Genomic DNA, 11,764 nt, shown 5'->3' on the forward strand with positions numbered 1-11,764 from the left:
CGGTCGCCCTGTCTGACCAGTGACCTTTATTTCGGTGTGATCTAACCCTCAAGGGGAAGCAAACCTCTCGCGACGACGGGAGGGCCTAGTGGCTCAGGTATGGCCGGGAGACGCGTACCCCTTGGGCGCGCACTTCGACGGGGCGGGGACCAACTTCGCGGTCTTCGCCGAGGCGGCCGAACAGGTGGAACTCTGCCTGTTCGACGACTCGGGAGCGGAACGGCGGGTCCGGCTGCCGGAGGTGGACGCCTTCGTCCACCACGGCTACCTGCCGGGGGTCATGCCCGGCCAGCGGTACGGGTTCCGGGCGCACGGCCCCTACGACCCCGCGCGGGGGCACCGCTGCAACCCGAGCAAGCTTCTGCTGGACCCCTACGCGCAGGCCGTCGAGGGCACGGTGGACTGGGACCAGGCGTGCTTCGGCTACGACTTCGGAGATCCCTGGTCGCGCAACGACCTCGACTCGGCCCCGCACATGATGCGCTCGGTCGTCGTCAGCCCCTACTTCGACTGGGGCGACGACCGGCCGCCCCGCACCCCCTACCACGACACGGTGATCTACGAGGCGCACGTCAAGGGCCTCACCGCCCGCCATCCGGAGGTCCCGGCCGAGCTGCGCGGCACCTACGCCGGGGTCGGGCATCCGGCGGTGGTCGAGCACCTGACCAAGCTCGGCGTCACCGCCGTCGAGCTGATGCCGGTGCACCAGTTCGTGCACGACGACATGCTGATCCAGAAGGGCCTGCGCAACTACTGGGGCTACAACACCATCGGCTTCTTCGCGCCGCACAACGAGTACGCCGCCGGCGGGCAGCGCGGCGAGCAGGTGCTGGAGTTCAAGGCGATGGTCAAGGCCCTGCACGAGGCGGGCATCGAGGTCATCCTCGACGTGGTCTACAACCACACCGCCGAGGGCAACCACCTGGGCCCGACCCTGTCGTTCCGGGGGCTGGACAACGCCTCCTACTACCGGCTGGTGGACGACGACCCGCGCTACTACATGGACACCACCGGCACCGGCAACAGCCTGCTGATGCGCAGCCCGCACGTGCTCCAGATGATCATGGACTCGCTGCGCTACTGGGTCACCGAGATGCACGTGGACGGCTTCCGCTTCGACCTGGCCTCCACGCTGGCCCGCGAGCTGCACGAGGTGGACCGGCTGGCGGCGTTCTTCGACCTGGTGCAGCAGGACCCGGTGATCTCGCAGGTCAAGCTGATCGCCGAGCCGTGGGACGTCGGCGAGGGCGGCTACCAGGTCGGCAACTTCCCGCCGCTGTGGACCGAGTGGAACGGCCAGTACCGCGACAGCGTCCGCGACTACTGGCGCGGCCAGCCCGGCGTGCTGCCCGAGCTGGGCTCCCGGCTGACCGGTTCGTCGGACCTGTACGCCGACGACGGCCGCAAGCCGTTCGCCTCGATCAACTTCGTGACCTGCCACGACGGCTTCACCCTGCACGACCTGGTCTCCTACAACGTCAAGCACAACGACGCCAACGGCGAGGCCAACCGCGACGGCAGCGACGACAACCGCTCCTGGAACTGCGGCTACGAGGGCCCGGTCGACGACCTGGACGTGCTGGCGCTGCGCGAGCGCCAGAAGCGCAACCTGCTGGCCACGCTGTTCCTGTCGCAGGGCGTCCCGATGCTCGGCCACGGCGACGAGCTGGGCCGCACCCAGCGCGGCAACAACAACGTCTACTGCCAGGACAACGAGCTGTCCTGGGTGGACTGGGACCGGCTGCTGGAGCAGTTCCCGCTGCTGGACTTCGTGCAGCGGCTGGCGCGACTACGCCGCAAGCACCCGGTGTTCCGGCGGCGGCGCTTCTTCCAGGGCGGCCGCATCCACGCCGCGCCGGGCGCCCCGGGCAGCGGCTCCGACCTGGCCGACCTGGTGTGGTTCACGCCCGACGGCACCGAGATGGACGACCAGGACTGGTCGGCGGGCTTCAGCAAGTCGCTCCAGGTGTTCCTGAACGGCGGCGCGATCGTGGAGCCCGACCGGCGCGGCGAGCCGATCAAGGACGACTCGTTCCTGCTGCTGTTCAACGCGCACGACGGGGACCTGCGGTACTCGTTGCCCCCGGCCCGCTACGGCGGGATGTGGATCAAGGTGCTGGACACCGCCGACCCCATGCTCGCCGAGGAGGAGTCGCCGGTGGTGAAGGCGGGGGAGACGCTGATGTGCGAGGCCCGGTCGGTGCAGGTGTTGCGCCGTGTCTGACCCCGCCGAGACCCCGCCGTCCGCCGCCCCCGAGTCCGCCGTCCCCACCGGCACCTACCGCTTCCAGCTCCGCGGCACCCGCGAGCAGCACTTCGGCTTCTCCGAGGCCGCCGCGCTCGCCCCCTACCTGGCGGCGCTCGGCGTGTCGCACGTCTACCTGTCGCCGGTGCTCCAGGCCGCGCCCGGCTCCACGCACGGCTACGACGTCGCCGACCACGACCGCCTGGCCGACGAGCTGGGCGGCGCGGACGCCTTCGCCGCCATGGCCGCCAAGTTCCGCGCCTGCGGCCTGAAGGTCCTGGTGGACGTCGTGCCCAACCACATGGCGATCCCCGACCCGCCCGACCGCAGCCGCGCCCTCGCCTCCGTGCTGGCCGAGGGCCCCGACTCCCCGTACGCGCGCTGGTTCGACGTCGACTGGGACGCCGGGGACGGCCGCCTCGTCCTGCCCGGCCGGGGCACCCCCAACTACCGCCGCTTCTTCGACATCTCCGGCCTGATCGGCCTGCGCCAGGAGGACCCCGAGGTCTTCGAGCGCACCCACCGCCTGACCCTGGACCTGATCGCCGACGGCCAGGTCCACGGCCTGCGCATCGACCATCCCGACGGCCTCACCGACCCCCGCGCCTACCTGGAGCGGCTGGCCGCCGAGGCGGGCGGCGCGTGGACCGTCGTCGAGAAGATCACCACCGGCGGGGAGGAGCTGCCCCGCGACTGGCGCTGCGCGGGCACCACCGGCTACGACGCGCTCGGCATGGTCGGCGGCCTGTTCGTCGATCCGCAGGGCGACAAGCCCCTCACCGAGACCTACGCGGCCTTCACCGGCGGCGCGCCCGGCTTCGCCGAGGTCGAGTACCGGTCCCGCCGGCACGCCGCCGAGCACGGCCTGCGCCCCGAGATCGACCGCCTGCTCGGCGTCCTGCGCCAGGTCGCGGGGCCCGACGAGATCCCCGACGAGGTCCTGGTCGAGCTGCTGGCGGCCATGCCCGTCTACCGCGCCTACGTCGTCCCCGGCGAGGAGCCGCCGCCGCAGGCCGTGGCCGTGCTGGAGGAGGCCGTCCGCCGGGCCCGCCCGCACCTGCCCGACGAGCGGCACGACGCGCTGGGCCGGCTCGTCCGCCTTGTCCTCGGCCAGGACGGCGCGCCCGACGAGTTCGTGGTGCGCTTCCAGCAGACCTCCGCGCCGCTGGCGGCCAAGGGCGTCGAGGACACCGCGTTCTACCGCTGGAACCGCATGGCCGCGCTCAACGAGGTCGGCGGCGACCCCGAGCGCTTCGCCGTCTCGCCGGACGACTTCCACGCCTACTGCGCGCGGATCGCCCGCGACTGGCCCGCCACGATGACCACCCTGTCCACCCACGACACCAAGCGCCAGGAGGACGTGCGCGCCCGCCTGGCCGTCCTGGCGGAGCTGCCGGGCCCGTGGGCGGAGGCGGTGGAGCGCTGGTCGGGCTGGCTGCCCGGCGACCCGCCGCTGGAGAAGGACCTGGAGTACCTGCTGTGGCAGACCCTGGCCGGGGTGGGGCCGATCAGCGAGGAACGCCTGACGGGCTTCCTCACCAAGGCGATGCGGGAGGCCAAGACCAGCACCTCCTGGACCGAGCAGAACGCCGCCTACGAGGACGCCGTGCTCGGCTTCGCGCGCCGCGTCCTGGCCGAGGACGACCTGACCGCCGACATCGCCCGCTTCACCGCCGCGCTCGACCCGTACGCGCGGGTGGTGCTGCTCGGGCAAAAACTCGTCCAGCTCACGATGCCGGGCGTGCCGGACGTGTACCAGGGCTGCGAGCTGACCGCCCCGGCGCTGGTCGATCCCGACAACCGGCGGCCGGTGGACTACGGCCTCCGCCGCACCCGGCTGACCCGGCTGGACAGCCCGCACGGCGAGCCGCGCGACGTGGACGACGAGAAACTGCTGGTCACCTCGCGGGCGTTGCGGCTGCGCCGCGATCACCCCGGCTGGTTCGTCCCGCCCGGCGAGCAGGCCCCGCACGGCACCGGAGGCCCGTCCGCCGACTACGCGCCGCTGGCCGCCGAGGGCCCCGCCGCCGAGCACGCCGTCGCATTCCGGCGCGGCGAGGCGATCACCGTCGCCACCCGCCTGCCGGTGGGCCTGGAACGGCGCGGCGGCTGGGGCGACACGCGTCTCGACCTGCCCGGACGCGCCGCCTACCGGAACGTCCTGACCGGCGAGACCCACGGGCCGGGCGGCCTCGCCCTGTCCGCCGTCCTGGCCGGGCTGCCGGTCGCGCTGCTGATCCCCGAACAGGAGGCCGGATGACCCGGTTCGAGGTGTGGGCCCCCGAGACCGGCCGCGCCGAGGTCGCGATCGGCGACGCGCGGCACGCGCTCGCCCCCGTCGAGGGCCGTCCGGGCTGGTGGGCCGCCGACGTCCCGGACGCCGCGCACGGCACCGACTACGGCTTCGTGCTCGACGGCGGTGACGTCCTGCCCGACCCGCGCTCCCCGTGGCAGCCGCACGGCGTGCACGGCCCCAGCCGCGTCCTGGACCACGCCGCGTTCGCCTGGTCGGACCACCACTGGCGCGGCCGCCCGCTGCCCGGCGGCGTGCTGTACGAGCTGCACGTCGGCACCTTCACGCCCGAGGGCACCTTCGAGGCCGCCATCGGCCGCCTGGACCACCTGGTCGCGCTCGGCGTGGACGTGATCGAGCTGCTGCCCGTCGCGGCGTTCCCCGGCCACCACGGCTGGGGCTACGACGGGGTGCACCTGTGGGCCCCGCACGAGCCCTACGGCGGTCCCGAGGGACTGAAACGCCTGGTGGACGCCGCCCACGCCCGCGGCCTCGCCGTCGTGCTGGACGCCGTCTACAACCATCTCGGGCCCAGCGGCAACTACCTCGGCTCCTACGGCCCCTACTTCACCGCCGCGCACGCCACGCCCTGGGGCGACGCGGTCAACTTCGACCAGGACGGGTCCGACGAGGTCCGCGCCTTCGTGGTCGAGAACGCGCTGATGTGGCTGCGCGACTACCACCTGGACGGCCTTCGCCTGGACGCCGTGCACGCGATCACCGACCACCGCGCCGTCCACCTGCTGGAGGAGCTGGCCGCCGCGGTGTCCGGCCTCGCCGCCCACCTGCGCCGCCACCTGTTCCTGATCGCCGAGTCCGACCTCAACGACCCCCGGCTGATCACCCCGCGCGAGGCGGGCGGGTACGGCCTGGACGCCCAGTGGGACGACGACGTCCACCACGCCCTGCACGCCGCCCTCACCGGCGAGCGCCAAGGCTACTACGGCGACTTCGGCACGCTCGACACCCTCGCCAAGGCGCTGACCAGCGCGTTCGTCCACGACGGCACGATGTCCACCTACCGGGGCCGCCGCCACGGCCGCCCGGTGGACCGGCTGCGCACCCCCGCGCACCGCTTCGTCACGTTCCTCCAAAATCATGACCAGATCGGGAACCGGGCGGCCGGGGACCGCATCGGGGCCGGGCTGCCGCCCCGGATGCTCAAGGTGGGCGCGGCGCTGCTGCTGCTCGGCCCGTTCACGCCGATGTTGTTCCAGGGCGAGGAGTGGGGCGCGGCCACGCCGTGGTGCTACTTCACCGACCACCAGGAACCGGAGCTGGCGCGGGCCGTCAGCGAGGGCCGCCGCCGCGAGTTCGCCCGCTACGGCTGGGCGGACGACGTCCCCGATCCACAGGCTGTGGACACCTTCCGCCGCTCGGTGCTGGACTGGGCCGAACCGGGCAAGGACCACCACCGCGAGCTGCTGGAATGGCACCGTGCGCTGATCGGACTGCGGCGGGCGCGGCCGGAGCTGACCGACCCGCGCCTGACCGAGACCTCGGTGACCGTCCGCGAGGAGGACGGCCAGCGCTGGTTGATCATGCGGCGGAGCGGGGTGCAGATCGCCGCGAACCTGGACGACACTCCCGTCCAGCTGCCGGTGGCGGCCGACCGCATTCTGCTGGCGTCCGACCCGGCCGTGCGCCTGGACGACGGCACGCTCACTCTTGCGGGCGCCTCTGTGGCGGTGCTGACCTGAGCCGACGCCCGGCCGCCGCCGCCGTCGGGGGAGCGAACGACCGGCGTTCGGCGCGCCGTTGCACAAGCACCCACGCCGCTAGCGCGGTCAACATCGCGGAAAGGAAGAGCAAAGCCAGCCCATCGGCGTTCAGCCAGTCGGAATCTTCTTGCAAGGGCAGCCGCCGGGAGTTCGCGTACAGGGTGCCCGCCACGTTCAGCACGCCTTCCGCCACCGTGTACCACCAGACGCGGTCGCGCGTCTCGGCCAGCATCCCGGCCGCCCCGCCGACCGCCATCAAGATCGCCACGAGGAGGCCGACCCCGATGTAGGACTCGGTCCCGAAGCCGTCCGGTAACGTCAGGACGTGGGCCACCGCGACCGCCAGGAAAAGGACGGCCGCGACCGGCCGCGCGACGCCCTCGTCCGGCGGTACCACGGGCTCTACCTCCGGGTTCGTATGGGTACGTCCGTGTTCGAGGATGTACTACGAGTGGCAAACCGCAGGTCAAGAGCGTGGCGCACGCCAGGAAACGTTCATGAATGGCCATACGATCGGTTCATGACCTCAGTACTGCTCGCCGAGGACGACACGTCCATCTCCGAGCCTCTCGCCCGTGCGCTGCGGCGCGAGGGGTACACCGTCGAAGTGAGCCCGGACGGGCCGCAGGCCCTGGAACGGGCCCTCGGGGGCGGCGTTGACCTGATTGTGCTCGACCTCGGACTGCCCGAACTCGACGGCCTTGAGGTGGCCCGCCGGGTCCGCGCCGAGGGGCACGGCGTGCCCATCCTGATCCTGACCGCGCGCGCCGACGAGGTGGACACGGTCGTCGGCCTGGACGCCGGCGCCGACGACTACGTCACCAAGCCGTTCCGGCTCGCCGAGCTGCTGGCGCGGGTGCGCGCGCTGCTGCGGCGGGGCAGCACCGAGACGCCGATCGTCCAGGGCGTGCGGATCGACGCCGAGTCGCGCCGCGCCTGGATGGGCGACCAGGAGCTCCAGCTCACCACCAAGGAGTTCGACCTGCTGCGCGTGCTGGTGCGCGACGCGGGCAAGGTCGTGACCCGCGAACAGATCATGCGCGAGGTGTGGGACACCAACTGGTGGGGTTCCACCAAGACCCTCGACATGCACATCTCCTGGCTGCGCCGCAAACTCGGCGACGACGCCGGCAGCCCGCGCTACATCACCACCGTGCGCGGCGTCGGCTTCCGGTTCGAGCGCGGCGACTAGCCCCGCCCCGCCATGATCATGCAGTTCACGGCGGCCGTCCCGAGCGGCCGCCGGGGGCGGACTGCATGGTCATGGCTTAAGAAGACCTAGGAGCTTTGATGCGGCGCCGACTGCTGCTTTCGACGCTCGCGGTCGCGATCGTCGCGATCCTGCTGCTCGGCATCCCCCTCGCCTACGCCACCCGGAAGCTCATCTACGAGGAGGCCGCCCAGTCGCTGGACCGGGAGGCCTCCTCCATCCTCGGCGGTGTCGCGCTCAACCTGGACGCCCGCGAGGACCCCGACGAATCCAAGATCGCGGCGGCCTACCCCGGCCGCTCCATCGTCATCACCCTGCCCGACGGCCGGGTCGTCACCGCGGGCCCGAAACCGGCGCGCGGCGCCGAACTGCTCACCGCCGACGGCAAGGCCGGCGGCGTGCACGTGCGGGTCTCCCAGCCCGCCGCCGAGGTGCACGACGAGGCGCTGCGGCAGCTGCTGCTGATCGGCAGCCTGGCCGCGCTGGGCGTGGCCGTCACCGTCGGCCTGGCGATGTTCCAGGCCCGCAAGCTGACGCTGCCGCTGATCGACCTCGCCGAGACCGCCGACCGGCTGGGCAGCGGCAACGCCCGGCCGCGCCGCCGCCGCTACGGCATCGCCGAGGTGGACCGGGTCGCCGAGGTGCTGGACCGCAGCGCGGTCCGCATCGCCGACCTGCTGGCCGCCAGCCGCGAGTTCGCCTCCGACGCCAGCCACCAGCTGCGCACGCCGCTGACGGCGCTGTCGATGCGGCTGGAGGAGATGATCGAGGCCGCCGAGTACCCCGACGTGGTGCGCGAGGAGGGCGTGGCCGCGCTCGCCCAGACCGAGCGCCTGGTCGCGGTGGTCGAGCAGCTGCTGGCCCGTGCCCGGCACGACCGCACCGGCGCGGCGGTGGCCGCCCCGGTGGACGGCGTCATCGCCCAGCAGGTCGAGGAGTGGCGGCCCATCTTCCGCCGCGCCGGCCGGGAGATCACCGTCACCGGCGAGCACGACCTGGTCGGCATGACCAACCCCGAGGGCCTGTCGCAGATCATCGCGACGCTGCTGGACAACTCGCTGGTCCACGGCACCGGCACCGTCACCATCAGCACCAAGCAGGGCACCGCCTCGGTGGTGGTGGAGGTCGGCGACCAGGGCGCGGGCATCCCGCCGGAGCTGGAACCGCGGATCTTCGAGCGCAGCGTGAGCGGCGGCTCGGGCACCGGCCTCGGCCTGTACCTGGCGCGGTCGCTGGCGGTGGTGGACGGCGGGCGGCTGGAGCTGATCAGCGCCCGCCCCGCCGTCTTCGGGATCTTCCTGCGGCCGGCGGCGGAGGCGCGGCTGGCGGCGGAACGGGTCGTGATCGGCCCGGCGTGAGCGCGGGCCGGCGGCCGGCCCGGCAAGCGAAGCGGGCGGCACCCCGCCAGGGATGCCGCCCGCTCTCGTTCCGAAGATCAGGGAGTGCGGGAGAACTCCGCGTACCCCTCCGCCTGGCGGGGCTCGACGCGGTGGTGGCCGCCGTGCTGCGGGGCGTCCTTGACCGGCAGGTCGTGGGCGTCGGGCAGGCCCGAGTGCGGGTCGACGGCCGGGGCGTCGGCGGGCAGGAACACCCACTTCTTGTAGGACCAGAAGCGGAACAGCGTCGCGACGGCCGTACCGACGATCAGCGAGGCGTTGTAGGCGATCGGGCCCTGGAGGTCCAGCACGAACTTGGTGACGCCCTGGAACAGCCAGGTGATCACCAGCCCGACGCCGTTCAGCGCGAAGAACAGCACGTACTCGCGGCCCATGCCCGTCTGGTCGCGGTGCCGGAAGGTCCAGAAGCGGTTGGCCGCGTAGGAGAAGGTCGCCGCGATGACGGTCGCGATGCCGGTGGAGGTCAGTTCGCCCAGCCCCACACCGACGTGCAGCAGGTTGCCGACGCCCAGGGTGATGACGAAGGCCAAGGCGCCGACGCTGCCGAACTTCATCAGCTCGCGCACCAGGTGCTCGAACCGGCGATAGAGAGTGGCGACCAGGCTCACGAAGAGGAACCGTCCTTCCGGACTCCGCTGCCTAAGGCGCGGCTGAATGTTCACTGGATACTGCGGAGGCACAACGAGGATAGACGCATGTGCCCGCTGAGACGTCGGAACATGAACGTTTCACGGTACCCGCCACATTCCTTCTTTCCCCGGGCAACAGGCCCCCACCCCTTCTGACGTCCGGGACACCGCGCCCGTTCACCCCCGCCCGGCCGATAATCTGCTGCGCGTGACTGATGCAGCTCAGATGCCGGTCGTCGGGATGGCGGGCGGCGGTCAGCTCGCCCGGATGACCCAGCAGGCCGCGATCGCGCTCGGCGTGTCGCTGCGGGTGCTCGCCAAGGACCCGGCCGACTCGGCGGCCCGCGTGGTGGCCGACGCCCGGATCGGCGACGACGCGGCCCTCGCCGACCTGATGGACTTCGCGAAGGGCTGCGCGGTGGTCACCTTCGACCACGAGCACGTGCCCGGCGCGCACATCCAGGCCGTCGTGGACTCGGGCGTGCCGTGCCGTCCGGGCCCCGAGGCGCTGCGGCACGCCCAGGACAAGCTGGTCATGCGCGAGAAGCTGGCGGCACTCGGCGCACCGTGCCCGGCGTTCGCGCACCTACCCGCCGAGAACGCGGCGGCGGCGCTGGAGGCGTTCGTGGCCGAGCACGGCTGGCCGGTGGTGCTGAAGGCGACCCGGGGCGGCTACGACGGCAAGGGCGTCTGGGTGCTGAAGGCCATGGACACCGCCCTGGTGGAGCGGCTGCTGGCCGAGGGCGTGGACCTGATGGCCGAAGCGTTCGTGCCGTTCCGGCGGGAGCTGGCGGCACTCGTAGCCCGCTCCCCGCACGGCCAGGGAGCCGCCTACCCGATCGTGGAGACCGTGCAGGAGGACGGGATCTGCGTCGAGACGATCACGCCCGCCCCCGGCCTGTCCGGCGACCGGGCGGCCGAGGCCCAGCACCTTGCCCTGGACATCGCCGACAAACTGGGCGTCACGGGCCTGCTGGCGGTGGAACTCTTCGAGACCGACGAGGGCCTGCTGGTCAACGAGCTGGCGATGCGCCCGCACAACTCGGGCCACTGGACGATCGAGGGCGCCCGGACGTCCCAGTTCGAGCAACACCTGCGCGCGGTGCTGGACCTGCCGCTGGGCTCGACCGAGCCGACCGCGCCCTACACGGTGATGGCGAACGTGCTGGGCGGCGACGACCCGGCCCTGTACCCCCGCTACCTGCACGTGATGGCGCACGACCCGGCCGTCAAGGTGCACTTCTACGGCAAGGACGTCCGTCCCGGCCGCAAGATCGGCCACGTGACGGCCCTGGGCGACACCCTGGCCGAGGTGCGCGAACGAGCCCGCCACGCCGCCGACTACCTGCGGTGGGGCCCCGAGATGAAGGACAAACGATGACGAGCCCCCTGGTCGGCGTGGTGATGGGCAGCGACTCCGACTGGCCGGTGATGCGCCAGGCGGCCGAGGCCCTGGAGGAGTTCGGCGTCCCCTACGAGGCCGACGTGGTCTCGGCCCACCGCATGCCGCACGACATGATCGCCTACGGCGAGCAGGCGGCCGACCGGGGCCTCCGCGTGATCATCGCAGGCGCGGGCGGCGCGGCCCACCTGCCGGGCATGCTGGCGTCGGTGACCCCCCTGCCGGTGATCGGGGTGCCGGTACCGCTGAAGTACCTGGACGGGATGGACTCGCTGCTGTCGATCGTGCAGATGCCGGCGGGGGTGCCGGTGGCGACGGTGGCGGTGGGCGCGGCGAGGAACGCGGGACTGCTGGCGGTGCGGATTCTGGGGGCGGGGGATGAGGGGTTGCGGGGGAGGATGAGGGAGTTCCAGGGGGAGTTGTATGCGCAGGCTAAGGCGAAGGGGGAGAAGTTGAGGGAGGGGTTGTGAGGGGCTCTGGGGAGCTTTAGGGGGCTTTAGGGGGTGGCTGCCTGCGCTATGGCCCCGCGCCCGACACGCGGCCAGCAACCTTAATTCCGTGGGCTGTACGTGACCAGCGACCTTAGTTGGCGCTGCGCGTCGAAACCGCGCTGCGCGTCAAAGGCGCGCTTCACTTCAAGCCCGCGCTCCGCGCTAAAAGCGCGCTCCGCGCCAAGGGCACGCTCCGCGTTAAAGGAACGCTCCGCGCCACTACCTCAGCCCGCGCTGCACGCGTGCCCAACGACGCCAGCCCTACGTCCTGCACCCGACCAACAACCTCAGCCTCGCGCTCCGCGCGTGACCAGCAACCCCAATCCCGCGCTCCGCACCCAACCATCAACCCTAGCCCCGCGCCCGAACATGCCCA

Annotated in this window: 9 protein-coding genes; 7 read left to right on the top strand and 2 right to left on the bottom strand. The window is 72.3% G+C overall.

From position 1 onward, the window contains the following. The first annotated feature begins 88 nt into the window (after window positions 1–88). Genes glgX through treZ form a run of 3 tightly spaced genes read left to right on the top strand, consistent with a single transcriptional unit; the run spans window position 89 to window position 6,238 of the window. Window positions 89–2,224 (top strand): glycogen debranching protein GlgX, encoded by a 2,136-nt coding sequence (glgX, locus tag AH6_RS40535; RefSeq protein WP_067491525.1) that lies wholly within the window; start codon window positions 89–91, stop codon window positions 2,222–2,224. Further along, window positions 2,217–4,505 carry a malto-oligosyltrehalose synthase gene (gene treY, locus AH6_RS40540; RefSeq protein WP_067491526.1) on the top strand — a complete coding sequence of 763 codons (2,289 nt, stop codon included), beginning with the start codon at window positions 2,217–2,219 and terminating at the stop codon, window positions 4,503–4,505. Before glgX ends, treY begins: the two co-directional genes overlap by 8 nt. After that, window positions 4,502–6,238, top strand: coding sequence for a malto-oligosyltrehalose trehalohydrolase (gene treZ, locus AH6_RS40545; protein ID WP_067491527.1), 1,737 nt, complete (start codon window positions 4,502–4,504; stop codon window positions 6,236–6,238). Before treY ends, treZ begins: the two co-directional genes overlap by 4 nt. On the opposite strand, the gene AH6_RS40550 is transcribed toward treZ, so the two are convergent. Continuing rightward, on the bottom strand, window positions 6,201–6,656 hold the full coding sequence (locus AH6_RS40550) for a hypothetical protein (protein WP_067491528.1): 456 nt from the start codon (window positions 6,654–6,656) through the stop codon (window positions 6,201–6,203). The genes treZ and AH6_RS40550 overlap by 38 nt on opposite strands. Window positions 6,657–6,779: 123 nt before the next feature. Between AH6_RS40550 and AH6_RS40555 the strand changes: the two genes are divergently transcribed. Both AH6_RS40555 and AH6_RS40560 read left to right on the top strand, forming a co-directional pair. Continuing rightward, complete coding sequence (locus AH6_RS40555) at window positions 6,780–7,451, top strand: response regulator transcription factor (protein ID WP_019629095.1); 672 nt, start codon at window positions 6,780–6,782, stop codon at window positions 7,449–7,451. A gap of 98 nt (window positions 7,452–7,549) precedes the next feature. Then, window positions 7,550–8,827, top strand: a complete 1,278-nt coding sequence (locus AH6_RS40560; RefSeq protein ID WP_067491529.1) for an ATP-binding protein — start codon at window positions 7,550–7,552, stop codon at window positions 8,825–8,827. Between the two features lie 77 nt (window positions 8,828–8,904). Here AH6_RS40560 and AH6_RS40565 read toward each other — a convergent pair whose 3' ends face one another. Continuing rightward, window positions 8,905–9,474: a GtrA family protein gene (locus AH6_RS40565; RefSeq protein ID WP_169807976.1), complete on the bottom strand. Its 570-nt coding sequence runs from the start codon at window positions 9,472–9,474 to the stop codon at window positions 8,905–8,907. 229 nt (window positions 9,475–9,703) lie between these two features. On the opposite strand from AH6_RS40565, the gene AH6_RS40570 reads away from it, so the two are divergent. Together AH6_RS40570 and purE are read left to right on the top strand one after the other, a co-directional pair. Further along, window positions 9,704–10,876, top strand: coding sequence for a 5-(carboxyamino)imidazole ribonucleotide synthase (locus AH6_RS40570; protein ID WP_281180315.1), 1,173 nt, complete (start codon window positions 9,704–9,706; stop codon window positions 10,874–10,876). Then, window positions 10,873–11,367: a 5-(carboxyamino)imidazole ribonucleotide mutase gene (purE, locus tag AH6_RS40575; protein WP_067491530.1), complete on the top strand. Its 495-nt coding sequence runs from the start codon at window positions 10,873–10,875 to the stop codon at window positions 11,365–11,367. Before AH6_RS40570 ends, purE begins: the two co-directional genes overlap by 4 nt. Window positions 11,368–11,764: the final 397 nt, after the last annotated feature.

This window comes from Actinomadura hibisca NBRC 15177, assembly GCF_001552635.1.
GTDB classification, from domain to species: Bacteria; Actinomycetota; Actinomycetes; order Streptosporangiales; family Streptosporangiaceae; genus Spirillospora; species Spirillospora hibisca.

What these genes read in the sequence shown, in the direction of transcription:
- treZ (WP_067491527.1), top strand. Translation starts at nt 4,502, where the DNA reads ATGACCCGGTTCGAGGTGTGGGCCCCCGAGACCGGCCGCGCCGAGGTC.
- AH6_RS40555 (WP_019629095.1), top strand. Translation starts at nt 6,780, where the DNA reads ATGACCTCAGTACTGCTCGCCGAGGACGACACGTCCATCTCCGAGCCT.
- AH6_RS40560 (WP_067491529.1), top strand. Translation starts at nt 7,550, where the DNA reads ATGCGGCGCCGACTGCTGCTTTCGACGCTCGCGGTCGCGATCGTCGCG.
- purE (WP_067491530.1), top strand. Translation starts at nt 10,873, where the DNA reads ATGACGAGCCCCCTGGTCGGCGTGGTGATGGGCAGCGACTCCGACTGG.